Source organism: Granulicatella sp. (assembly GCF_057274575.1).
This window is the reverse complement of sequence record NZ_DBHISP010000008.1, coordinates 1-24399: the sequence shown is the minus strand read 5'-3', so window position 1 is coordinate 24399 and position 24399 is coordinate 1. Positions and strand designations below refer to the sequence as shown.

The following is a 24399-nucleotide window of genomic DNA, read 5'->3' as shown; positions in this document are numbered from 1 at the left end:
AGGAACAGAGGTCACTCTGTTCCTTTTATTGTTTTAGTTTTTCAAATGGATTCAATCGTTCAAAGATAGGAATCAGTAATATCCAAAAGGCAATGTTTCCAAGAGCATGATAAGTATCAAATAGAATTCCGTTGGCATAATAAATCCAAAAATTCAGACCGGGCATTGACAACACCCAAATGCCCGAAATGATAAACCCGTATAAATATCCCATCAAACCTGCAAAAATCGGGAAGATAAGAAAGCTTACTTTCGGATAGCGAGCCCTTTTTTTCCATAAAGGGGAGAGTAGGGTCGTACATAGACAAACAATTGAAAAACTGATCATCTGATAAAGAGTCCACGGTCCCATTGAAATGAGCAGATTCGAGATTAAAATGGAAAGGATGCTAATGGAAACACCGTATCTCCATCCTAATTCTAAAGTCATCCAAATGACGACGACTGTAATCGGCTGAACGTTCGGAAGGGCAAGCATTCCCAGTCTACCAATCACGCAAAATGCCGACATCATTGCGATAAATGCGATTTTTTGAGTCGAGATTTTCATAGATTATTGAAGTTTGTTTAATTTCCAGTCGATGACATCTCCAGCTTTGAGGAGAACTTCTTTTGCACCTACAGGACTCATTTGTCCATTTACATCAAATAACCAGTATTTTTGTTCAGATGGAACTTGTTCAACTCCGTTAATAGAAGAAATGAATCCGTCTTTTTCAACGATTTTTAGTTGTGCCTTCATGACATCTAGAAGATTATCTCCCTCTTTAAAAGTGAGCGTAAACGGACTGCCTTCAATCGCTTGACCATCTTTTGTAATGTTGAGAGTAACGCTAGTAGTTTGGACAGCAGTAGTTGTTTCAACACTTGTCGTTGTTGAAGTCGTATTTGCAGGGACTTGTCCACATGCAGTTAATAATAAAGTCGCTGTTAAAATTCCAATAATCTTTTTCATAAGAATCTCCTTTTTGCTGTTTTAATCAGCCCTCATTCTAACAATCTTCATAAAACTTGTAAAGGATTTTTTGCCAAAAACAATAAAAAAGACTTTGCATTTGTGAAAAAAATGGTATACTGAAGTGTAATTATTTTTAGGAGGAAATTTATGGAGCATACAAGTGAATTCAATATGAAAATCAAAAAAGCTTGTCATAAAAAAGAGGAGTTATTCGCAGAAAGTAAAGCGCGTTACGCGATTCGCTCAATGTTTGCGGGGGCTTTTTTAACAATGAGCACAGCTGCAGGAGCGTACGCTGCACAAAATATTGCAAGCATTAGCCCTGCACTAAGCAAGTTCACATTCGCATTTATTTTTGCATGGGGTTTGGTATATATTCTATTTTTAAATTCAGAACTTGCGACTTCAAACATGATGTATTTAACGGCAGGAGCTTACCAAAAGCACATTAAATGGTCAAAAGCTATTACCATTCTATTGTATTGTGGGATATTTAACCTGATTGGTGCAATGATTGTAGGCGCTGCTTTTGCGAACACGTCTGCTTTTAATGGATTAGAAGCTGGACAGTTTATTGCAAAAGTTGTTGAAGGGAAATTGGCGCGAGGGAACGAAGCCGTATTACTGGAAGCCATTGTTGCCAATGTATTCGTAAACGTTGCGATATTGTCATTCTTACTCATTAAGAGTGATACTGCTAAATTATGGATTGTAATCTCAGCCATCTTCATGTTCGTTTACTTAGGAAACGAACACGTTGTTGCGAATTTTGCATCATTCTCAATCGTAAAATTCACTGCAGTGGGAAGTTCGTTAGACTTTATGAACTGGGCCAACATTCTTCGTCACTGGATCGTTGCCTTTATGGGAAACTGGGTCGGTGGAGGTATCCTTATTGGAGTGGCATACGCCTATTTAAACCGTTCCAAAACAGTATATGTTGATTAATTGTAAAAAAAGAATCTCCAAATGGGAGGTTCTTTTCTTTTACTCTGAGGATATTATTTCTTAATGAGGAAAGAAGACTACATAAAAATTCCCCCTTTACTGGTTTGTCCAGTAAAGGGGGTACATATCAATCATTGCGAGTCTTTTTTTTGAACCAGTAGGCCTTTTATTTAGAAAGGTCTCTTTTTGTTTTCATATCCTAATAGAACCTCTGGGAATTCTTGGCTTACTGCAAAGAAGAATGGTTGTAGTAAGTCATCGGTGTCTTCGCCCACATTCTTAATGAGAAGAGTAGTTTTCTTTCTGCGATAAGATGTGTCTGAGGTTAAAATGATTAGTTGTGAAGTACGACTTACCGTCATTCCATATGATTTTTGGGTGTAGATATAATGGTAAATGCGGTCAGCTTTTGATAAATCATATACTTGAAAATTTTTGAATGTAGAAATAAGGTGATTTTTGTATAATATAATACCTAATTGATTATCTACATAAGTGGCATTTTCTAATACCGTATTCATTGAATAATTTAATTCTGGATAAGCTACATAAAGTTCAGCATAGGCTTTATCTTCTCTTTTACGAGTTGCATAGGCTGAGCAGAAAAATACAATGCCGAATAACACAGCTATACCTGCTCCAACCGAAGCATAGAGACGATCAGTATTAGCTTCATGAGCAGAAACATAGTATTCCGTTTCAGCTAACTGAGAAATAGCTTTATTCTCTCTAATCGTGTCTTTGAATTCTATACTATAGTTCTTAACAGCACCATCTGCTCCAGATTTACGAACTTTTGCGAGAACATAGACTGGGTTATCGAGTAAGTCATCCTGTTTAGCTTTGAGTTCATCAATCAGTTTATCCCCTTCTTTTATCTCAAGGCTTGTATAACCGTAATCTTCGTTATCTTTACGAGAAAACTCGATTAAATATAATTGGGTTCCTCCATCTACATTCGCAATTGGATCTGATAAAAAGCCAGTAATTTTAACAGAAGTTGTTGATTTGTCTTTCATAGGGCTTACACCAAAGATATTTCCTTGTTTATACAAATTATCTCCAGTTTGTAAGAAATAGAAGAAGCCCAAAAGTCCAATGGCAATAATAAATGAGATAACTCCCATAACAATTAGTGAAATAATCCCGCGAGTATTACGTTTTTCAATCATGATAATTCTCCTTTTAGAGGTGTATATAATAGACATAATATATCATAAGATAGTTTGAAGTGCAAAGGTTTGTTTAAGGATTCACTCACTAAAATTGAAGATACTAGAACTATTTTTTTCATAACCGACTTCTAAGTGAGGGAATTCGTGATTAGCTGTAAAGAAGAAAGGTTGTAAGAAGTTATCGGCTTCCTCACCGATATTTACAATTTGAAATTTTGCTTTTTTCTCATAAGAAAATGCACTGCTTAAATCATAGATTTATAATACAAATATTACAAACTGGATTTTTATGAAATGCAAGAACGAATATAGCTTCATAAAGCGAGGGATTTTGTTCTACGAATGAAAGTTAGAGTTATTTTTTGATATGAGCAGAAAATTTTTTGCTTTCTATTTTCCATGCTATCATGTAGCTATCGTGAAATGCGATGTATTTTACCAATAAAGGAGAATTGTTATGAAAAAATCAACCAAATTATTAATGACAACACTGTTAATTTCGTTAGGTTTGGCTGCATGTGGTGGCAATTCAACTTCGACGACAGCAAATAATCAACAAGGTTTAACGATTACAACATTTGGAGAATTAGCAACATTGGATAGTGCTGACTATGATGATGTGCCAAGTTCTGATATGTTAGGACAAATTTTTGAAGGGTTATACCGTGTCGCAAAAGACAATAAAGTTGAATTAGGGATGGCTGCAGAAGAACCAACTGTGAGCTCGGATGGTCTTGTTTATACATTTAAACTACGTGACGCTAAATGGTCTGATGGCACTCCAGTAACAGCCGGTGATTTTGTATATACGTATCGTAAATTAGTGAATCCAAAAGAAGGACATGTGGCTCAATCAGCGGATGTTTTCAAAAATGCTAAAAAGATTCGTACGGGAGAATTAGGCGTTGAAGAACTAGGTGTTAAAGCAATCGATGATAAAACACTAGAAATCACCCTTGAAAATCCTGCACCATATTTACCAAAATTATTAACAGGTTCTCGTTTCTTACCGCAATCTGAAAAAGTGGCAACTGAAAAAGGAGAAGGGTATGGATCTACTGCGGACTCCGTTGTAACGAATGGACCTTTTAAATTAGAAGGCTGGACAGGTTCGGAACTTTCTTGGAAACTTGTGAAAAACGAAGGGTATTGGGATGCTTCAAACGTTGCATTACAAAATGTCACAGTGAACGTATCAAAAGAAGTCGCAACTTCTGTTCAATTATTTGAAGGAAAACAAGTACAATATACAACCATTAGCGAACAATTCGTGGATCAATACAAAGGGCAACCAACCTACCATGCAATTCCAAAAGCAACTATGGGATATATGAGTTTCAACGTGGAACGTAAAGTGACAGGAAATAAACATTTCCGTCGCGCAATTGCGATGGCATATGATAAAGCTTCTTTAGTGAATAATGTCATGAAAGATGGTTCCATTGTTTCAAACGGACTAGTTCCAAAAGGATTTGGTGAAAATCCAGAAAGTGGAAAAGACTATGTAGAAGATCGTGGCGACTTACTCAGCTATAATGTAGAAGAAGCTCAAAAAGAACTAGCGTTAGCAAAACAAGAGCTAGGAACGGACACTATTGAAGTAACATTACTAACTTCTGATGCAGGTAGTGCAAAAGTAGTCGGTGAATACTTACAAGCACAAATTCAAAAGAATTTACCAGGTGTGAAATTCAACATCAAATCTGTACCATTGAAAAACCGTTTAGAATTACAAAGAGCGGATGATTTTGATATTTTCTTTGGAACTTGGGCACCAGATTACCAAGATCCAGTGAACTTTTTAGAGCAATACGTTACAGGCGGAGGTATTAACTTTGCTAACTATTCAAGCTCTACTTATGACGAAGCTGTGAATGCAGTGAAAACAAAATATGCAACACAACCAGCTGAACGTTATAAACAAATGATTGCTGCAGAAAAAATCATCATGGATGATGCTATTGTTGCGCCAATCTATCAAGCAAGCCAAAGCTATTTACTTGCTGAAAACGTAGATGGATTTGAAGTTCTTCCGTTTGGACGTACAATCAACCTACGACAAGCAACTGTAAAATAATCCAAAAAAAGAGACTCGAAATTTCGAGTCTCTTTTTCATTTGAAAAAGCAAAATGTAACAGTTATGTTACATTTTATAAAATCTCTCTTTGAACGATTTCGTACAAAAACGGATTTTTTATAAGGCTTTCGTCATATGATAATACGAATGACCGCTTAAGACACGTTCACTTTCTGGGGTGTAATTCAGTTTTTCATATAATTTGTATGCTTTTGTATTCTCCTTTTCGCAGTTGAGGGCGATTTTGGTGGCCCCTTGCTGGCGCGCTAAGTTTTCTACTTCTACCAATAATTTACGACCAATCCCATGGCGACGATATTCGGGATAGACCGCTAAAATATCAATATACCATTCTCCTGGCATCGTCTCCTTATCCTCGTAGAGCGGGATTTGATGCTCAATGTTGTAAGCCTCGTATAATTGGTGGAACGGATCATCAATCGTGTCTTCTAAGTGCCCGTGATAGCCAAAAATTGCCCCCGCCACTTTTCCCTCATGGATATAGACCAGGGTTTGGCTAAGACCGTAGCGAAACTGATCGTCGAGCATCGCTTCTTCTAGCATCGCATAGAGCATTTCTGGACTTGTATGTTCCAGAATTGGCAGTTCCATATCTTGCATAATTAATTCGATGAGCGGGATGATTTGACGGCGTTCATCTCGCTTTGGTTTTCGTATCATTGGGACTCCTTTTGATATTTCTCGCGGTAATCCGTTGGGGAAATTCCCGTTATTTTTCTAAATTGTTTTGAGAAGTAAGTTGGTGTTGTAAATCCAACGATGTCCGCCACTTGAGAAATAGAATAATTCGTTGTTCGTAGTAAAATTTTACTTTCTTTGATACGAATGGTCATTAAGTATTCCATTGGAGACATGCCGACTTCTTTTTTAAAACTGTGGGAAATGTAGAAGCGGCTTAAGTGGGTCATTGACGCTAAGGCTTCTAGCTGAATGCTTTCTCGGTAGTAAGTCTTCAAATAATGTTTGATAAAAGCAATATCTTTTGTCGTTTTACTATGAGCACCGACTTCCAAATCAAAATGCTGGTGTCTCAAAATTTTAATCAATAAAATTTCTAACAGATTATGACAAACTAAATCATAACTGAGCGCTTGATTCGTGGCTTCTTGCACCATCGCGTTTAAGTAGCGCAAAATGTCCTTTTGCTCATCTCGTAAATTAAAGAACGAAAAAGGATGGCCCCCTTGATCCACAGGGGTTAAATTCGAGAAGGACAGACCTTGGATTCCCACCACAATGTATTCTAGAGGAGAATCTGGTGAAGAAACTTCAGTGTGTTCTACCTGAGGATTAATAATGACAAAATCATTGGCTTTAACCGGAAAACGTTGGTGTTGAATAATAAATTCGCCCTTACCATCAATAACATAGAAAAGTTCAGTAAAGGGATGAGTGTGTAGCGTACTATGCCAGTCGCTATCGTATTTGGATTTGGTAATAGACTCTAATCGGAAGGATAAATTTTTAATATCAGACTCTATCATTAAAAAACGTTCGTTACTCATGTTGCATCCTTTCTTTGGCAATCTTACTATCTAATTATACAGATTTTAGAAAACGGTATCAATAATATTTTCGGATTTTATCTTTTTAGAAAATATTTTTTCAGTCAAAACCGTTCAAAAGACGATGAACATCGATTTTACAAGCCCTAAAAATAGAGAGGACTTGACGCTGGGACACGAAGAAGGTATCCTTACCAAGAGTAAGAAAGGAGATTCATGGAAAGTAGGAACTAAATTTTCTAGAACCTAAAAATCAGAGTAGACTTTATTGCGTTAAGTGCCCGGAGGATGGAATGTTGCCACTGGGACGAAAATGGAAACATTGCGGTAATTTAGTCGCATTCGCTGCATTTAAACAACACTAGAAATAGAAGTAGTTAAATGGAGCAACTCTTTACAATTAAAGGAGATGCTAATATGGAGAATACAAAGAAATATAATAGAAAACAAATACTTGATATTACAGTGATGGCGCTAATCTTGGCCATTCGTCTTGTGATGGAAATGTTGCCAGCAATAAAATTCGGAGTTTACGTACAACTTGGCTTCGGGTTTATCGGAGCTGCCATTGCAGGGGTCATGCTTGGACCGTGGCGTGCGGCGCTTGTGGGAATCCTAGTCGATATCCTCGGGAACTTCTTCCGCGGAGAGAGTGGACAGTTCTTTATCGGCTATACACTGACAGCACTTGTCGGAGGACTCATCTACGGATACTTCTTATATAAGAAACCACTCAGATGGGAACAAATCTTGATGGCAGTATTACTCGTCACAATCGTCTGTAACCTCGGATTGAATTCATTATGGGTGTATATGATGACAGGTAAAGCCTTCGCCGTCTTCATGCCACTGCGAATCATTAAGAACCTAATTTCATTCCCATTAAACACAGCCATATTAACCGTGCTGTTTTCTAACCAAACCATGAAAACCTTAATAGAAAAATATAGGGTGTGAGAAAAAGCGTTTAGAAACGAATCACTGGACCGGAACGCCGGAAGGAACGTGAAACGTTCTGCGGACGTTTCGGGAAGTGGACGTCATTTCTGCTTTTTCGAACCCAACTACACAGGGTGTGAGGCAGAAAGATAGAAGCAAAGAATGATTTCACAGTGTGAAGTCATTCTGCTTCTATTAAATTCCAAATCATTCACACTGTGAATGATTTCTCGCAAAGTTTATTAGACATTCTTGAATCATGAGTGATGAAAAGAATGTCAATAAACCACTGCGTCGAAGCGCTAGCGTATAAATATGGTGACCACCCTACCTAGCATTCCCTCCCGTTTAGGAGTAGAATAGAACCAAAGAGCAACTAGATAAATTATTTCAAAGCGAAGGGAGGCACAACCATGCCATTTATTCATGTTGAAATGATCGAAGGAAGAAGCCGTGAACAAAAAGAAGCCCTTGTCAAAGAAGTGACAGAAGTGGTCTCTAAACATACTGGCGCTCCAACAGAACACATTCATATCATTATTCAAGAAATTAAAGCTGAAAACCTTGGCCAAAACGGCAAATTAAGAGGTTAATCAACTTCATTTAGAAAAATACAGGACAGCTCAAAAGTTAGAATGCTTTTGAGCTATTTTTGTTAGGAAAACTATCGAATGAATGAACTGCAAATGATATAATTTAGCTAACAATAATAAAGAGCTCATAAAATGAGGTAAATGATGAAATTTAAAAATATTTTATGCTTGTATAATGAGAGGACATATTAATAGAAAAAAACGGTGTTGTACGTCGTGAAATATTTATTTATATATTGCTAAATATTTATGAATATGCTACTATCGACGTATAAATGTAACAAAAATTTAATTTTAAGGAGTTCAAGATTATGGGACAAATTAGAGTATCACCAGAAACGTTACAAACACGTGCACGTGAATATAATAAAGCTTCAAACGAAGTGAACAGCATCTTATCAAACTTAACTGGTTTACAACAAACATTAGCATCAGAATGGGAAGGTCAAGCTTTCCAAGGTTTTGATCGTCAATTCAATGAACTAAAACCAAAAGTAAGAGAATTCGCTGAATTATTAGAACAAATCAATTTACAATTAGTAAGTGCTGCTCGTGCGATGGAAGAACACGATCAAGCATTATCTCAAAAATTTGGCTTAAATTAATGGATAGACCATCTATCCTTGAAGGTGGGAGAACATCCCACCTTTTTCTAATTAAAAAATAATAAGGGAGAAGATTATGAAACATAAAAAAGTGTTCCTATTTTCAGGGGTTCTTTTAGTATTAGTATTATTATTAGCTCTAGCTGGGATTGTAAAGCCACAAAACACTTCTAGAACATTGTCCACTCAAGAACATTCATCTGCAAAAAATGATGTTTCTATAGCCATTGTGAATGAAGACAGTGGGACTGCATACAATGGAGACCAAGTGTCAATGGCCAATGTCCTCATTGACTCATTTGCCAAAACGACTCCTTATAAAGTGGAAACGGTCTCTCGTTCAACTGCAGAAAAAGGATTAGAAAACGGTAATTACCAAGTGATGGTGATTATGCCAAGTCATTTTTCTAAAGACGCACTTTCTTTAGAAGAAACCGCACCAAAACGCGCATTATTTCAATATAGAGTTAATGCGGATAAGCAAGTGTTAGTGAAGCAGGCGGAACAAGCAGTATCTGATTTGAAGCAAGCATTTAATCAGGATATGATTCGAATCTATTTTAGTAGTGTCATTGCTAATTTAAAGACTGCTCAGAATCAGGTAATGGGAGTTGTTAAAAATCAAGGAGATACAGTGAGTCGGTTCGAAGATACTCTTTTAAATCCTTTGACACAGTATTCTCAACAATTCACAGGATTATCCAATTCTTCGAAAAATGCAACAGAAGTAATGGAGAACTTTAATACTGTCATCCAAAATACGAATACTTCTTTTACACAAATTATTTCTGTTAATAAGACTTACGATGAAGAAATCGCTAGAATTAAGCAACTTCAAGACGCTTGGACACAGTCCGTTTTAAAACGTGAAAATGAATTAGCGGTATATGATAAAGGAATTTCTAGTTTGACAGTGAATGATCCTTTAAAGATTATGCAAGATATTAATTCCAAAGATTTACCAAGTTTGAATAATAGCCAAGATTTAACAAAGATTCTAGAAAATTCTAATCAGTTAAATCAACGCTTAAACGATTTTCTTACAGATATCAAAAAGAGAAATGAAGAAATTAGCACTTATTTATCAACTACTTACAAAGAAAAGATTAAACAAGCTGTAGCGGAATCGTTGTCAGATAATAGTAATCAAACGAAAAAGACATTAGGTCTAATGGTATCAGAGCTTCGTAACAATATTGACAAGCAAGTCATTTCTAGCGCAAAGCAGATTTCACTTTACGATGATGCTACGATTGACCGGATGGCTTTGCCAGAAGAAGATAAGCAATTTTTGAAAAATACTGTTCATTTTGTTCAAAAAGTCAATCCTAGTGCGACCGTTCAAACGAGTCGTAAGGATGAGTTTGTAAATACGAAACAGAATGAAATCAAGAATAAGCCAATCTCTGGAGCAATGACGGTCAGTGAAATCGCTGGGAAAGTGAAAAAAATAGTATTTACAGTGGATAGTCACTATACCTTACAAAGCCTAACAATTGATGGGCAAAATGTTTTATTTACTCAAAATGGTTCTTCCGTTGAGGTAACTTCAGGATTCAATCCTTCTGCAAAACGATTAAGAGTTGCGTATGAGTTAAAACATAAAAATGAGTCGATTTCAGAAACAGGATGGTTCGCTCCAATTGCTTCGAATGTTAAAGTGATAACAGAAGAATCTATTGCTCACTTGAGTGATGCTCAAAAACAAGCATTGTTGAGCAATGTTTCTAAACTCAATGAAAGTATTAAACAATCCAATAAAGTTATTCAAGCTTTTAATACTTATCAGAAATCTGGAGCAGCAACTTCGCAAAAGTTTAATTCATTAAATGCTTTAGATGAAAATAGTGTAACTGTAAACCCTAGCGAACAAACCATTCAAAGAATTTATTCAGAGAGTGATACGAGAACAGTATTTGCGGATTCTAAGCAATTTTTAGGAGAGCTTTCTTCAGCAGTATTCAATGATGTGAAATCATATCTAGAGTTTGCTGGACAGGTGAAGGCGGTCTTTGGGGTTGATTTATATTCAAATAGACAGGCAGATCCAAAACAACCAGCTTCGGATTCTTTATATGCTCAGTTAGCGTTAGATAGACTGGATGAAGTGTTAGTTGATTTAGTAACGAATACTCTTACGAATGATGTAAAAGATAAATTAGTGATTCCGTCAGAATTTACAACGGAAACAAGTGCTTTATCAACAGATGTTCAGGCTTTAAAAAATAATATAGATGCCTATCAAAAATTAATGAGGGATGTCAACGCAGAATTAACAAAGGCTGTAGCACAAACTCAAAAAGTTAAAGAAACGCTCGAAAGTAAACCAATCTTTGTAGATTCTGAAAAACGAGATAACACGGATTTAACGAATGTGGGATTAGCGATTAACAAAGATTTAGCTACACTAATGCAGGCTAGTCGTTCGTTAATGGATAACACGAAGAATCATCAGCAAATTGCGACCTCTATTCGTCAAGAATATAATCGATTAAATGAAGATGTGAAATCGCTAGAAAATAAAGGGACTGAGTATAAAAATTCCGTAGCAACAATGGATGAAGTGATGGCAAAAGAGTATGAATCAAACAGTTCATTCTTAAAAGAATTTACTCAAGTAATGTCAAATACTCAGTCAGGAAATACGGCTAATACAGTAGTATATGACTATTTGTCACATCCAGTAGATAGTTCAATGGCGGATGTTCGTTCTTCTAGCAATTCTCGTCAACAAACCGATAACAGAACAGGTGTATTAATGGTGCTGATTATTGCTGTAATGACCTTAGCGTTTGTATATATGTTACAACACAGTAATTGGCAAATTCTCGAAACCAACAAGTACCTATCAAATCAGCCTACAGTTAACTTCCTACCGTTAGCGTTGTTAGCCGGTATCGGAGCACTTATCGGACTGTTTGTAAGTGTTGTGGTAGGGATGAAGTTGAACCTTCCAGCAGACCAATTATTTGTACTCTGCGGGGTGTCCCTTGTTATTGGTGTAAGTATCATATTTATGCATCATGCACTGATGACATGGTTAAAAGCTTATGGCTTATTAGTAAGTTTAGCTTTTGTTGTAATCTATGTAATTTCACTAGGGCAATTGTTTGATACGTACTATGGTAGTGTTTCGCCACTCTTAACGTATCTCACACCATTTATATCTGCAGAAGAAATGCTGCATACGGTTATTAATCAACAACCTACCTCATGGATTTCAGTTCTTATTATTTCTCTTGTTGGAATTTTAGGATTTGTAGGTAGTATGTTATTTTATAGAAAAAATAATCAAACAATAAAGGAGTAGACAATGAAAGTAATCAGTCGAGTGCTATTGTTAACACTTGGCATGATAGTTGTCCTCACGGGCAAAGTTTGGGCAGAAACAGGGTCATTAAAAATCAATGTTGATGTACCTGTCACACCACAAGTAACAGAGAAGACATATTTTGAACAAGACGTTTTGTTAAAACAACTGTTTGATGCCTCTTTGTCTCAAATGATTTCAAAACAACAGGCAGAAGAGTCATTATCTGGAACAGAAGATAATGCTCTTCTTTTTTTATCGACAACCCCACAAAAATTAAATCCAATAGATACTACTCAATTCTTTCTTACACAGAGCACAGCATCTCCTTCTAAAGGAGTGACATTACGGCCTCCTCAAAAAGAGTCTGTGTGGTTTGTGATAGCATTCATTGGTTTGGGATTTTTAGTTAGTGGTGTTTCGGTTTATCAATTTTTGAAGAAAAGGAAAACTCATCATGCGTAATACCTATATTAATATCACATTGAATTTAGAAAAGTTTGCCTATGGGAAATATGATCTTCGAATCCCAGTAGGAATAAGTATGAAGGAATTATTAAATATTGTGAAGGATGCCTATCAGTTAGAGTTTGAGGTGAATACTCCAAGTGTCCGCATTCATGAAAAAGGAATCGTATTAACAGCTTTACAAAGAATTGAAGATGTGAACTATTTACATGACGGAATCCAACTGATGGTTGAAACATTATAGAAAGCGAGCGAACGAAATTGAAAACTCTTGAAGTAACGAAAGAAGAATTTAAAGGCAATATTGCATTGGCTTTAACATTATTAGAAGTGAGCATTCCAGAAGCAGTATCTCTACAAATTGAAGAAACAGAAAGCGCCTATCTGTTTCATGCTGAAACAGATACCGTTCAAGATTACGGTGTAGTATATCAGCTTCCTTTAGAGGAACAACTAAGGTATTTAATGAATATTGGTCAATTGTATGAAGCACTAAAAACAAGTGCCTACACGTATTCTTTAATCCCTGATAATCTTGTGTTCACTCAAAATGGGATTGCGAAACTCATCTTCCGTGGGGTCAAAGGTCAAGTTCCTCCCTATGAAGAAATAACGGAAGCAACTTTCTTAAAACATTATAAATCTATGATTATTTCTGTCTTAGATACAAAAGCAAAGTATGAAGAGCTCGCACAAGGCAAACTCGAATTTTATAAAGGACATAAATTTACTGAGAGTATCCTCTCTGCAGAAACCATTGAGGAGGTTGTAAGTTTCCTAAATGAGCACTTGGAGTATGAAAAGCAACGCGTGGCAAAAGAAATGGTGCGTGTCTCTCATAAGAGATTATTCACATGGAAACTAACAGGGATTCTATTTGGGGTATTATCGGTAATCTTTGCCAGTCTTTTAGGATATCACATGTTTGTGACTCAACCACAACAGCAAACGATTGCGAATGTTCGCTTATCCTTCATCCAAAAAGACTATTCTAAGGTAGTATCTTCTGTTAAAAATATGGATAGTAAAAGCTTATCGCCGGAAGACAAGTATATCGTTGCGTACTCTGTAATAATGACCGAACCGTTAACGGACGCTCAAAAAACAACGTTAGGGAAAATTACGACTCAAACGAATGAAGACTATCTACGTTATTGGGTTCTTATCGGTCAGAATAAGATTGATGAAGCAATGGATATTGCGAGTTATTTAGATGATCCGCAATTATTAATGTACGGTTTAACGAAGAAAATCGATGATATCCAACGAGATCCAAGTTTAACTTCTGAAAAAAGAACGGAAGAAATTAATCGTTATAAAGGTAAGTTAGAAGAACTCAAGAAACAATATTTACCAACACAACAAAAAACGAAAGAAAACTAACACGGAGGAGTAAGATGATTTGTTTAATTAAACTGAAAGATACCATATACGACATTTCACAGGAAAGACCCTACCGTGTAGGTGTATTTATGAATGATGATATTGACATTAAAAATCCTTATGCGGATAAACTAACCGTCAAGAATGGACTAGTGACGTATAATCATGAAACGTATTCTTACGGGAAGCATGCAATTTCTTTGAGTGATGACATACATGCAGAATTATTTATGTTTGAATACACATTACAAACATTAATGACGAACGTGCCTATTACGATTGGACCAGAGGCTATTCATACAGTTCGAATCGTGGGAAGTGATGAGTTATTAATCCGACAAATCCCTACTGGATATGAAGTTATAACTTCAAAACCTATCTTCTTAAATGGACAAAAAGTGAACGCATCCATTCATATGAGTGAAGGAGACAGTGTATTTTCATCAAGTGGGTATTTTGTCAAAATCGATGGACAACGTGTTCTCATAGCTAGCATTCTTCCTATTGAATCAGAATTAATACAATTGGACTTTGAAGAGAACGGGGAAGATAAATTTAGTGATTTCCACCGTTCACCTCGTTTCATTTTACGTGAGCCAGATGATGTGGTGAGCATCTTAGCGCCACCAACTGAAGATAATATGCAGAAGCAATCGCTATTAAAATTAATTATCATGCCGCTTGCGATGATTGGGCTTACGGTAGCAACGCATTTTCTTACAGGAAATGGCGGTATGATGATTATGATGATGGGGATGTCGGTGATTACTTTAATCACCTCAGTCCATAGTTTCTTCTCAGACAAAAAACAAAATAAACGTCTGAAAGCTAAAAAGATGGAGAACTATAAGGCATATTTGAATGAAAAATATAAAGAGCTTTATGACTTATCTAAAGAGCAGGAAGAAGCGTTGAATTATCATTATCCAAGTATGGAGAAGGTCATGGAAATGGCTAAAAATACTGATAGACGTCTCTATGAAAAGACACCTCATCACTTTGATTTTCTAACGTACCGTCTAGGGACAGGAAGGATCATTCCTAGCTTTAAAATCGATTATAAGAAATCTGAGTTAACAGAATATAATGAAGCCATTAGTGAACAAGTAACGGAATTAGTGGCTCATTATCAATTCTTAGAAAATCTACCCATTACTAATGATTTATTATCGGCTCCTACAGGGTATATCGGTTCGCGTCGAACAGTCATTGAGCAAGTGCAACAAGCGATGATGCAATTGGCGACTTTTCATAGTTACCATGATGTGCAATTTGTTCCAGTGTTTCGTGAAGAAGAACTCCCATTGTGGGAATGGAGTCGTTGGTTACCGCATATGAAACTCCAACAGTTTAATTGTCGTAGTTTTGTATACCATCAACGTAGTCGTGATCAATTGTTAACGTCTCTTTATCAAATGATCAAAGAACGCAAACAAGCGGCTGAACAAGCAGGAACTAATAAGCAACTCACCTTTACTCCTCATTATGTATTTGTGATTACGGATTTATCTCTAATGCTAGACCATAATATTATGGAGTTTATTAATGAAGATTTATCCCATCTTGGAATTAGCTATCTTTTTGTAGAAGATGTGATTGAAAGCCTACCAGAACATGTAAACACTGTTGTGGATTTCAAAGGGAATCGTCAAGGAACATTACGCCTGCATAATGGCGAATATATGGATAAGCCGTTTGTGACGTTTGAGAAGTTATCCACTGAAGCCAAAGAACAATTCGCAAGAGACTTGGCTCAAGTGACGCATGTTCAAACATTACGAAACGCGATTCCAGATAGTGTCACATTCTTAGAAATGTATGGTGTAGATTCTGTAGAAGCATTAGATATGAACTATCGTTGGGCAACGAATGATACGTATCAAACAATGGCGGTACCATTAGGGCTACGTGGCCGTGATGAATTATTAATGTTGAATTTACATGAAAAAGCGCATGGACCTCACGGACTAATGGCAGGGACAACAGGATCAGGGAAATCTGAAACCTTACAGTCGTATATTGCTTCATTAGCGGTGAATTTCCATCCATATGAAGTGGCATTTCTCTTGATTGACTACAAAGGTGGAGGGATGGCGAACCTATTTGCAGACTTACCGCACTTAGTTGGGGCTATTACCAACTTAGATGTAGCGCAAGCCAATCGTGCCTTAGTGTCTATTCAAGCAGAATTGAAGAAACGTCAACGATTGTTTGCAGAATATGATGTAAACCATATTAATCAGTACATGAAATTATTTAAAGAAGGTGTAGCCACTGAGCCAATGCCTCATTTATTCTTGATTTCGGATGAGTTTGCAGAATTGAAAACGAACCAACCTGACTTCATGAAAGAGTTAGTATCTGCAGCACGTATCGGACGTTCGCTCGGAATTCACTTAATCTTAGCGACTCAAAAACCAAGCGGAGTAGTGGATGACCAAATCTGGTCTAACTCGAAATTTAAGATTGCATTGAAAGTACAAGATGTGGCTGATTCGCGTGAAATTATTAAAACGCCAGATGCTGCAGAAATTACACAAACGGGTCGTGGATACTTACAAGTTGGGAATAATGAAATCTATGAATTATTCCAAAGCGCTTGGAGTGGAGCCGATTATGAACCAGAAGCGGTACGTTCCACACACCGAGATACCACAGTGTATGCCATTAAAGATAATGGTCAGTATGAAGCAATCAATAAAGACTTAAGTGGATTAGATGATAGTGGCAACCAGAAACGATTGCCAACGCAATTGGATGCGGTCGTTCAAGAAGCGAAACGTGTATTCGAATCGCTACACCTTCCAAAAGTCGCAAGTCCTTGGCTACCACCATTAAAAGAGAGAATTGCAGCGGAAGATATCCAAGATATTCAATTTAAACATTATTGGGGAGAAAATAAACAGCCTGAGTTTTTATTAGGATATCAAGATATTCCGGAACAACAAGCGCAATTACCGCTGATAGTTGACTTCAACGATTGCGGTCATATTCTGGTCGTTGGAAGTCCAGGATATGGGAAATCTACCTTTATCCAAAATGCATTGATTGATGTAATGCGTAAAACAACGCCAGAGGAATCCCATATTTATTTATATGACTTTGGAACGAGTGGATTAATTTCTTTAGTGGATTTTCCACATGTGGCAGACTACTTTACAGCAGACGATAATGAGAAAGTGATGAAGTCATTACGACGCCTTCAAAAAGAAGTGAAGGTACGAAAGGCCGCTCTTAGTGAGGCGCGTTCAAGTAATATGCAACAATACAACAGAGACGCCGCAACACCATTCCCTTCACTATTTATTGCAATCGATAGTTTTGATGGTGTGAGTGATGCTACTTTCAGCGAAGCGTTTAACGAAACCGTTAATATTCTAGCGCGTGAGGGGGCTTCTCTAGGAATCTACCTCATCACAACGATGTCTCGTTTCAATGCTATGCGTGTACAATTACAAGCAAACTTTAAAACAAAAATTGCGCTTTACTTATTCGAACAGAGCGATGTTACAAGTATTGTTGGTCGTACAGACCAAGTGCTTTTGGATATCCGTGGACGCGGATTAATGAAGCAAGATACAGTCGTTTCCTTCCAAGTGTGTGTGCCGTATGCTGTGGAAGATAATTCATTCATGATTCAGCAAGTGAAAGCAGAAGCGCAAGAAATGTCTCGTTATTGGACAGGCGCATTACCACAACCAATTCCAATGTTACCAGAAGTGGTGACACCAGAAATGGTGGAAGCTCAAGTAGACCAATCAGAACGAAACCATCAAGTATTACTAGGGTTAACGAGAGAAATGGTCGAAGTGGCTGCATTTACATTAGATAAAGCCATCTCTTTAGTTAGTGATAATGTTCGAAGCGTTACTCAGTTCTACAAAGTATTAGCTTACCAGTTGAACCAATATACGACTCCTGTTCAAGTGGTGATTGTGGACCCATTAGGATTAGTGCAGTTAGATCAATTTAAGGAAGCGCATCGTTTCAGCGATACACTGAGTGCTAAAGAAGGGATGAATATCATCTTAGACAACTTAAAGGAACGTATGGCGCAACCTGGTGAGTATACTCAATCACTCATTATCATTCCGGACATCCAAATTCTCGGTCAAAGTCTCAACATTACAGAAAATCAGTTCAAAGAGCTTCTGTTAGAAGGACCTAAGTACGGTATTACGCCAGTGTTTGTAGGCAACTATAAAGACTTAATGACAAATTACTCTACGCTTGTCACCTTACACAGACAATTAGCAACACAGGTGTTCATGGGAATGCGTATCAGCGACCAAGAATATGTTCGCTTCCCGTATATCTCAAACGAAAAATCTCCACGTCCAAACGAAGGCTATATTGTTGATGCAGAAGGTTATGAATTTGTACAATTAATGAGTATAGAAGAATAGAGGAGGCGGAAGAATGAAGAAGATATTAAAGTTAGTTGCTATTTTATTTAGTGCATTTCTTATTGTTGCGTGTTCAAAACCTAAGATTACGAAAGAACAACAAGATAATGTTGTGATGTGGATAGTTAGAGGGTATGAAGTTAAAGAAGTGGAATTTATCAGTTTTACTAAGAACGAGAGCACAGGAACCTATATATTGAAAGTGAAGATTAATAATGATGATTCGATGGTATCCAATTTATCAATTTTTCATTATGAATACTTGAATAGTCAAGATGGGATTATTGCTCTAAATCCTAGTAATATTTTTGAAAGTGTTACAAAGGAAACCAGTTTGAAGTATGATGATACTGTTTCGATATCAAACATTAAAATTAAATATTTAGGGGACAGATGATGCTGAAGGATGAAGTGAACATTGTTTTATCAGATAAAGTATATCAATTAGACTCATCTAGAAAAGATTTTGATGATCAATTAAAGCCTAATACAAATTTAAAACTGAAAAATAGAATAGCGGAGATAGGTAACTTCAAAATCTTAAAAGTCGAAGATAACCAAGAAAATGGGATGCAAGCGATGGCGGTTGCTCCTATTGGGGCCGACGGACAACCAGATTATTCTCAAATTATTATTACGTATGCAGGGACTAATGCTGAGGATACTAGAGACAAAGTAACTGACTTAAAGATGATAGGTTATGGTAATACCGATAGGATGGCTTATATAGATTCAAATCATAGAGGTAGAGTGGTTGAAATGCAATCAGCTGCTGCTCTTCGTTTCGCAGCAGAGGTTCGTAAGCAATACCGTAATGCACAAATTACAACAACAGGGCATTCACTAGGAGAAGCTTTAGCAATCTATGTCGCATTAAAAAATGGATGGGACAATATGGGTTCTCATGGTCCGGACATTCATAACATGATAAGCCCTGAAGAAATCGAGTATATGAGAGCCCATCCAGAACAATTTAAGAACTACCGAGGTAACTATGATTACATTGGTGGAATTACGGGGAATACAACAGTTACGGGGATACATCTGGATTATGGATTGGGTATATATACACATAATCTAACGTATTGGCAATTTAATCATCTCCAACAAATTGTTTATGGTAATGGAGATGTTGTCTGGGGAACTGCAAAGAAAGATATTGACATTGATGGAGACGGAACGATTGATTTTCATGTTAAAGGAATTGATCCTAAACCCAGGGATTTACTAAGCGCGGATGAAAACTGGATTAGTAGCGGAGATAAGATTCAAGTAAATCCAGAATTATTGCGCATTCTAAAAACAAATATAACCAATCGACTAGAAGATATGGCTTATATCGTGAAGATTCTAGAGGCAAGTAGAAATAAGAACGATAAGATAGGAGAAAATTTTAACGAACGAAAAGAAGAAATTTCCGAGTCGATTAAATCAGTTTTTAAAGAAGCTGGACTTCCATATGTATTGTTTAAACTTCATGATACAGTTGGAGTTGTCATGAAAAATCGTCAAATTTTGAATGATGCTACGTACACAGCAAAACTGGATAAAACGAGATTTTATTCTAACCAAGAAGCTCTTGTAAACGGCTTGCCAATTCAGTATGGACGATACAATACAGATTTGTACAGGTTGAAGTTATCTTGTGGGGAGTTGGCGAAGAAAATTCATCATGAGAGAATTGAGGGAGTTTCCTCTATCGCAGGTGATAGCACGCCAACTTTGATGAAATCCTGGGAAGTAATTGAAGAAGAAACTCAAAAATTACTTAAAGATAGTGTAACGATTTTTGAAGGAGAAGGTCTTCGCGAAGGGAAACTAGATGGAATCAGGGAATCGTTAACAGTTGTGTTAGAAGTTATTGCTAAGAATACTACTGAAATCACATCAGAAATTATGAATATAATCGATTTCGTCAATGGTGTAGCAGAGAATTTTGAACAAATTGATGCGTGGTTAGGCCAACACCTAGAAAAGGGAAGTGTTTCTCCTAGATTAGGAATAGGAACAGTTCCGGCTAACTATAAGGCATATCTTGAGCGACATGGAATTTTTGATGATGTAAAAGATGTGCTCCAAGCTTTTGATAAACAAGTAGAAAAGCGCAGTTCAGAATATGCGAAGAAAGTTGAAAATGCATATAGTCATTCACTGAACAAACTCATAAGTGGACTCCAAGCGATTATGTCAGAAAAGAGTAGATTGAAGGAATTAGTGACTAAGATTAGTTCTGATTTTACCGAGAGTGTATTTGTCCGAGAAATTAAAGATAATTACAATCTGTTAGGTGATTTGACGGTAAAACCAAGTGCTTCTCGTGAGACTTATTGGGGAAAATTAGAACAACTGTATCCAGCTAGAACAAAAGAGAGTGTTCAAGGACTACAATCACATATTGTTCCTGCGATGGAGCGTATAGAACATGTTATCTGGCAGATTCGAGATGTTAAAAATTCGATGGCTCTTCTTGAACCTCAATTAAAACCCATTATTGAAGAGGGTGTATACCATGCCTTTGATTTGGATGAGATTGTGAAAGGTCAGAAGCTAGTGGCTGCTATCGCTAATCGACTGGGGCAAGAGTTAAATCACGTGATTCAAGTGATGGAGGCAGAAGGAATGCAAGCTAGTGCGATTTCTACATTAAAAGCGAAACTATCCCAAACACATCAACTGATTAGATACTACGTACGATTTGTGAATGACTGTTTCGGAGATAATGAATATAGTGACTACGTAGCCTCAAGCGCGGGTCCAAATACCGAAGCGACTTTTACTTTAAATTAGCAAGGCAACAAGGAAGGAATTAAGCGATATGTTTAATTCCTTCTTTTTTTTATTTATCAAGAGCTGATTAGAACCATAACGATAGCTTTTATTTAGTTGTAGAATTAACCAAAAAATGCAAATGTATCATTTTTGATACATCTCAAAAAAGTTCTCTTTGTGATATGTTTTAATAACGCATATTGGGATAGTATTTCAATGATTCAAGAACTAAGTGGTCTACTTAATACGAGTATTCGTTAAAAACGTAGCGATTTATAGAATAAGTCAATATTAATTAATAAATCGATATGAAAAATTAATGAAATATCTTATAATACTAGTAAGAGTAGTGTCTTTAGAAGATTAAATAATAAGCAGTATGTATAGAAGGTTGGAGGGTGGAATATGAAGAAGAAATTAGCCATTATAGGAACAATTGCATTATTAGGTGTAGGAGGTTTTACAGTGTTCAATTTAAATAACCCAGATTGGCGTGCAAATACAATTTTTGCGACAACCAGAGAAAAGCAGTTAGCGTGGTTGAAGGAACATGAAGAAGAGATTGTAGCGTGGATTAAAGCTCAACACCCTAAAATTACAAATGTAGATTTTGACTGGGCTACTTATCGAGTAGGAGCTATTAGCAATGGCGTTCAAACAGTTGGGTATAATTTATCTGTAAAAGGAACTTTTAACGATAATCCAGATACGGTTTTGGTTATTGACTTTATCCTCGACAATAAAGACAGCATTCCAAATATGAAAGATATTGGAATGAATAATCCTCCAAGTATAAAAAAAGGTAAAGGGTTATATATTTATGACTAATCTTAAAACATTTAATAATTTATATATTGATTTAGCACAGAGTGCATATGAGGATAGGCCATATAGTTTCTATAATCGGTTGCTTTATACCGATGATTATGCTGATATGAATTTTTCTAATACTTATAAAAAGGATACAGAAACCATTGTTGGTGGGAAAAATCTCCCAAATAATGGAATCCTATATGTACATAAAGATACTAGTGTAGCTTTTACTTCAAGAAGTATCGAGTCGATGGATGGAGATAAGGAACAATACTATAAGAAGGGGTTGCTTTCAGATGAAAGAGAAGGTTTTAATTCGTATTTTTTAACAGACACTCCAGAGTTGAGCAAAGATACAAAGAATGCCTATCTGGCTGTAAAGGGGAGTGATGGACCTGCCCTTTCGTCAGCAAATGACTGGGGCGGAAATAATTACCCGTTTACGATGCGAGATGCTTATACCAATCAGGGAAAATTAGTTGAAGAGGCTCTACATGTAAAATTATCAGAATTGAAAGAGAAAGCTCCAACTGCAAAATTAAATATCACAGGACATTCCCTTGGTTCAATTGCTTCAGTACAAGGAGTAGCTCATCTTAGTGTAAAAGAATTGGAACAAATTGGTGAGATTGTTGTTTTAAATGGACCAGATACTCTAAAGAGTTTAAGAAATTCGGGTGTTTCTGAAGAAGTAATTCAAATCCTCCATGAAAAAGTAACGTATTATGTAAATCCATTTGATATGGTTTCGATGTTAAATCGGAATACAGATGAACAATTAGGAAAAGTGAAAGTAATAGTGCCGTTTAATTTTACAACGACCTTTGACAATCCTAATTCGCATGATTTTGGAGAGTATAAAATTCACTCAGATGGAACTATTTTAGAAGCAACTGAGGATTTCTTCCCGGATTATTTATATGCAGGAAGAAAATTAAGTTCATTAATAGATAAGTATCTTACTAAAATAAAAAATAGAGGTTTGTTTCTAACGATTCTTCATGAATTATCAATGTATATCCAAGAAGGGATAGATGCTAGGTCTGGCAAATTTTCGGAATATCCGCACATCTATCCAGAATTTATGAAAGAATACAAAGCCATTATTGATGAGACCAAACAATCAGTAATAGCATGGGGGAATAAGAACATTCCGATTCTACAGAGCGCTATTCAAGGAGCTACTGGCGCAAAAAAAATAGAGTTACGAAGTAGATTATTGCTATGTATTTCTCATTTATCAAGAATAGAATCAGATGAAAAAGTAAAATTATTGAAAAATGAGTTAGAAAATTACCGCCAACAAGTAAAAGAAGTGGTAGAAAAGGCTAATCATGAAGCTTATCACGCAGGGGTTAATTTAGGAAGAAATGAAGTGTCTCAACTAGTTTCTCAATTTCAATTTTCGACGGTTTGGGATGAAGGAATGTTCAGCTATAATGTTGATGAATTAAATCGATATATGGATAAAATAGTTCGTTTTTCAGATAAATTATTTACTGCTGTTGAAACATTGGAAGATGTTGATAGAAAACAAAGCGAGATATTTAAAGTGGTGTCGAATAGTTCGTTTATTTTAAACAGTTATAAGATAGAAAGGGGATAGTTTTTTGGATGATCTTTACTGGAAATGCAAAAGATTATATTGATGAGGATTACTATAAAGAAGCTTATATTCAGTATATAAAAACACAAGAAAGAATTGCGATTAGAGCAATTTTAGCAAAACATGAGATGACAATTCAGGCTCTTCAAAAAGAGTTAGGATCAAAACTATCTAATGCTTCGAAAGAAATATTTTCTTATCACTCTGAAAATCTTGTCACACAATTAAAAGGGGCTTTTGAAGGAAAAACAGCAGATTCTGCAGAACAATATCTCAAGAGTATCCCTAAATTGAACTTGAAAAATCCAATCAAATAAACTGAGGGATAGATTGTATGATTCACAAAAAGATTGAACAAGTAGAAAAAGAATATTTAGATAAGCGTAAAGAATATCAACAAATAAAAGAACAATTGGAAGATTATCGTCGCGTTTCTAAGCGTAAAACAGAAAACCTTGTGGATTATATTCTAACAATATATCGAGATGTTGATATTGTTCATGCAAAGCCCTTTTTATCTGAGTTAGAACAGAACGAAGAACAGATGCATAAAACCTATCAAAAGCAAATAGAAGAGATAGAATATCAAATGTTAGAAGAAAAGAAAGAGTATTTAAAGCAAATTGAACGATTAGAAGAAGAGCACCAAGCGTATAAGAAAGACAAGGACGAACGATAACCCTTATGATTAAGAAAGAGGTTTTCGTTATAGAAATGAAGTCGTTGTTTAAACAGTATCTATCAAGAATTGCATCCACTACCATTATATGTACTGACCCCAAAAAGTTAGACAATTAATTTAAGCAAAGGATTTAGTTCTGT

21 protein-coding genes and 1 riboswitch are annotated in these 24399 nt (G+C 36.2%); of the genes, 16 read left to right on the top strand and 5 right to left on the bottom strand.

Features of this window, described 5'->3' with window-relative positions; genetic code table 11:
* Positions 1-25 precede the first annotated feature (25 nt).
* Together ACO5V7_RS05400 and ACO5V7_RS05395 are read right to left on the bottom strand one after the other, a co-directional pair.
* A complete protein-coding gene (locus tag ACO5V7_RS05400) occupies positions 26-550 on the bottom strand; it encodes an ECF transporter S component (RefSeq protein WP_485485358.1) in 525 nt (174 codons plus the stop codon).
* Positions 551-553: 3 nt separating this feature from the next.
* Positions 554-955 (bottom strand): DUF4430 domain-containing protein, encoded by a 402-nt coding sequence (locus tag ACO5V7_RS05395; protein ID WP_485485357.1) that lies wholly within the window; start codon positions 953-955, stop codon positions 554-556.
* Between the two features lie 150 nt (positions 956-1105).
* Here ACO5V7_RS05395 and ACO5V7_RS05390 point away from each other — a divergent pair, with 150 nt between their 5' ends.
* Positions 1106-1906 (top strand): formate/nitrite transporter family protein, encoded by an 801-nt coding sequence (locus ACO5V7_RS05390; RefSeq protein WP_485485356.1) that lies wholly within the window; start codon positions 1106-1108, stop codon positions 1904-1906.
* A 170-nt stretch (positions 1907-2076) separates the two neighbouring features.
* On the opposite strand, the gene ACO5V7_RS05385 is transcribed toward ACO5V7_RS05390, so the two are convergent.
* Entirely contained in the window at positions 2077-3078 is a 1002-nt protein-coding gene (locus ACO5V7_RS05385; RefSeq protein WP_485485355.1) for a hypothetical protein, read from the bottom strand.
* Positions 3079-3538: 460 nt separating this feature from the next.
* Between ACO5V7_RS05385 and ACO5V7_RS05380 the strand changes: the two genes are divergently transcribed.
* On the top strand, positions 3539-5158 hold the full coding sequence (locus tag ACO5V7_RS05380; protein ID WP_485485354.1) for a peptide ABC transporter substrate-binding protein: 1620 nt from the start codon (positions 3539-3541) through the stop codon (positions 5156-5158).
* 118 nt (positions 5159-5276) lie between these two features.
* Here ACO5V7_RS05380 and ACO5V7_RS05375 read toward each other — a convergent pair whose 3' ends face one another.
* Complete coding sequence (locus tag ACO5V7_RS05375) at positions 5277-5840, bottom strand: GNAT family N-acetyltransferase (RefSeq protein WP_485485353.1); 564 nt, start codon at positions 5838-5840, stop codon at positions 5277-5279.
* Positions 5837-6685, bottom strand: a complete 849-nt coding sequence (locus ACO5V7_RS05370; RefSeq protein WP_049555699.1) for an AraC family transcriptional regulator — start codon at positions 6683-6685, stop codon at positions 5837-5839. The genes ACO5V7_RS05375 and ACO5V7_RS05370 overlap by 4 nt, the downstream gene beginning before the upstream one ends.
* A gap of 252 nt (positions 6686-6937) precedes the next feature.
* Positions 6938-7035, top strand: a riboswitch (THF riboswitch).
* Positions 7036-7102: 67 nt separating this feature from the next.
* On the opposite strand from ACO5V7_RS05370, the gene ACO5V7_RS05365 reads away from it, so the two are divergent.
* From ACO5V7_RS05365 to ACO5V7_RS05300, 14 genes are all read left to right on the top strand, one after another.
* Positions 7103-7642 (top strand): folate family ECF transporter S component, encoded by a 540-nt coding sequence (locus tag ACO5V7_RS05365; protein WP_485485352.1) that lies wholly within the window; start codon positions 7103-7105, stop codon positions 7640-7642.
* Between the two features lie 395 nt (positions 7643-8037).
* A complete protein-coding gene (locus ACO5V7_RS05360; protein WP_005606505.1) occupies positions 8038-8217 on the top strand; it encodes a 2-hydroxymuconate tautomerase in 180 nt (59 codons plus the stop codon).
* A 308-nt stretch (positions 8218-8525) separates the two neighbouring features.
* Positions 8526-8822 (top strand): WXG100 family type VII secretion target, encoded by a 297-nt coding sequence (locus ACO5V7_RS05355; RefSeq protein WP_039849004.1) that lies wholly within the window; start codon positions 8526-8528, stop codon positions 8820-8822.
* 76 nt (positions 8823-8898) lie between these two features.
* The gene (gene esaA / locus ACO5V7_RS05350; protein ID WP_485485351.1) at positions 8899-12132 is read left to right on the top strand and encodes a type VII secretion protein EsaA; all 3234 of its coding nucleotides are present in this window, start codon (positions 8899-8901) and stop codon (positions 12130-12132) included.
* Positions 12133-12135: 3 nt separating this feature from the next.
* Positions 12136-12597 carry a hypothetical protein gene (locus ACO5V7_RS05345; RefSeq protein WP_485485350.1) on the top strand — a complete coding sequence of 154 codons (462 nt, stop codon included), beginning with the start codon at positions 12136-12138 and terminating at the stop codon, positions 12595-12597.
* Positions 12590-12844 carry a type VII secretion protein gene (locus ACO5V7_RS05340; RefSeq protein WP_455049669.1) on the top strand — a complete coding sequence of 85 codons (255 nt, stop codon included), beginning with the start codon at positions 12590-12592 and terminating at the stop codon, positions 12842-12844. The genes ACO5V7_RS05345 and ACO5V7_RS05340 overlap by 8 nt, the downstream gene beginning before the upstream one ends.
* A gap of 17 nt (positions 12845-12861) precedes the next feature.
* Positions 12862-13983 carry a type VII secretion protein EssB gene (gene essB / locus ACO5V7_RS05335; RefSeq protein WP_485485349.1) on the top strand — a complete coding sequence of 374 codons (1122 nt, stop codon included), beginning with the start codon at positions 12862-12864 and terminating at the stop codon, positions 13981-13983.
* Positions 13984-13997: 14 nt separating this feature from the next.
* Positions 13998-18389 (top strand): type VII secretion protein EssC, encoded by a 4392-nt coding sequence (essC, locus tag ACO5V7_RS05330; protein WP_485485348.1) that lies wholly within the window; start codon positions 13998-14000, stop codon positions 18387-18389.
* 13 nt (positions 18390-18402) lie between these two features.
* Positions 18403-18786, top strand: a complete 384-nt coding sequence (locus ACO5V7_RS05325) for a hypothetical protein (protein WP_485485347.1) — start codon at positions 18403-18405, stop codon at positions 18784-18786.
* Positions 18786-21176, top strand: a complete 2391-nt coding sequence (locus ACO5V7_RS05320; RefSeq protein ID WP_485485346.1) for an SA1320 family protein — start codon at positions 18786-18788, stop codon at positions 21174-21176. The genes ACO5V7_RS05325 and ACO5V7_RS05320 overlap by 1 nt, the downstream gene beginning before the upstream one ends.
* 387 nt (positions 21177-21563) lie before the next feature.
* Positions 21564-21986: a hypothetical protein gene (locus ACO5V7_RS05315; RefSeq protein WP_485485345.1), complete on the top strand. Its 423-nt coding sequence runs from the start codon at positions 21564-21566 to the stop codon at positions 21984-21986.
* Positions 21979-23577 carry a lipase family protein gene (locus ACO5V7_RS05310; RefSeq protein WP_485485344.1) on the top strand — a complete coding sequence of 533 codons (1599 nt, stop codon included), beginning with the start codon at positions 21979-21981 and terminating at the stop codon, positions 23575-23577. The genes ACO5V7_RS05315 and ACO5V7_RS05310 overlap by 8 nt, the downstream gene beginning before the upstream one ends.
* Before the next feature lie 8 nt (positions 23578-23585).
* Positions 23586-23894, top strand: coding sequence for a hypothetical protein (locus ACO5V7_RS05305; protein WP_485485343.1), 309 nt, complete (start codon positions 23586-23588; stop codon positions 23892-23894).
* A gap of 17 nt (positions 23895-23911) precedes the next feature.
* Complete coding sequence (locus tag ACO5V7_RS05300) at positions 23912-24256, top strand: hypothetical protein (RefSeq protein ID WP_485485342.1); 345 nt, start codon at positions 23912-23914, stop codon at positions 24254-24256.
* Positions 24257-24399: the final 143 nt, after the last annotated feature.

Excerpts from the sequence above, each read along its gene's own strand:
- essC (WP_485485348.1), top strand. The coding sequence starts at position 13,998 with ATGATTTGTTTAATTAAACTGAAAGATACCATATACGACATTTCACAG.
- ACO5V7_RS05305 (WP_485485343.1), top strand. The coding sequence starts at position 23,586 with ATGATCTTTACTGGAAATGCAAAAGATTATATTGATGAGGATTACTAT.
- ACO5V7_RS05300 (WP_485485342.1), top strand. The coding sequence starts at position 23,912 with ATGATTCACAAAAAGATTGAACAAGTAGAAAAAGAATATTTAGATAAG.
- ACO5V7_RS05365 (WP_485485352.1), top strand. The coding sequence starts at position 7,103 with ATGGAGAATACAAAGAAATATAATAGAAAACAAATACTTGATATTACA.
- ACO5V7_RS05345 (WP_485485350.1), top strand. The coding sequence starts at position 12,136 with ATGAAAGTAATCAGTCGAGTGCTATTGTTAACACTTGGCATGATAGTT.
- ACO5V7_RS05370 (WP_049555699.1), bottom strand. The coding sequence starts at position 6,685 with ATGAGTAACGAACGTTTTTTAATGATAGAGTCTGATATTAAAAATTTA.
- ACO5V7_RS05340 (WP_455049669.1), top strand. The coding sequence starts at position 12,590 with ATGCGTAATACCTATATTAATATCACATTGAATTTAGAAAAGTTTGCC.
- ACO5V7_RS05310 (WP_485485344.1), top strand. The coding sequence starts at position 21,979 with ATGACTAATCTTAAAACATTTAATAATTTATATATTGATTTAGCACAG.
- ACO5V7_RS05360 (WP_005606505.1), top strand. The coding sequence starts at position 8,038 with ATGCCATTTATTCATGTTGAAATGATCGAAGGAAGAAGCCGTGAACAA.
- ACO5V7_RS05320 (WP_485485346.1), top strand. The coding sequence starts at position 18,786 with ATGCTGAAGGATGAAGTGAACATTGTTTTATCAGATAAAGTATATCAA.
- ACO5V7_RS05375 (WP_485485353.1), bottom strand. The coding sequence starts at position 5,840 with ATGATACGAAAACCAAAGCGAGATGAACGCCGTCAAATCATCCCGCTC.
- ACO5V7_RS05395 (WP_485485357.1), bottom strand. The coding sequence starts at position 955 with ATGAAAAAGATTATTGGAATTTTAACAGCGACTTTATTATTAACTGCA.
- ACO5V7_RS05385 (WP_485485355.1), bottom strand. The coding sequence starts at position 3,078 with ATGATTGAAAAACGTAATACTCGCGGGATTATTTCACTAATTGTTATG.
- ACO5V7_RS05400 (WP_485485358.1), bottom strand. The coding sequence starts at position 550 with ATGAAAATCTCGACTCAAAAAATCGCATTTATCGCAATGATGTCGGCA.
- ACO5V7_RS05325 (WP_485485347.1), top strand. The coding sequence starts at position 18,403 with ATGAAGAAGATATTAAAGTTAGTTGCTATTTTATTTAGTGCATTTCTT.
- esaA (WP_485485351.1), top strand. The coding sequence starts at position 8,899 with ATGAAACATAAAAAAGTGTTCCTATTTTCAGGGGTTCTTTTAGTATTA.
- ACO5V7_RS05390 (WP_485485356.1), top strand. The coding sequence starts at position 1,106 with ATGGAGCATACAAGTGAATTCAATATGAAAATCAAAAAAGCTTGTCAT.
- ACO5V7_RS05315 (WP_485485345.1), top strand. The coding sequence starts at position 21,564 with ATGAAGAAGAAATTAGCCATTATAGGAACAATTGCATTATTAGGTGTA.
- ACO5V7_RS05380 (WP_485485354.1), top strand. The coding sequence starts at position 3,539 with ATGAAAAAATCAACCAAATTATTAATGACAACACTGTTAATTTCGTTA.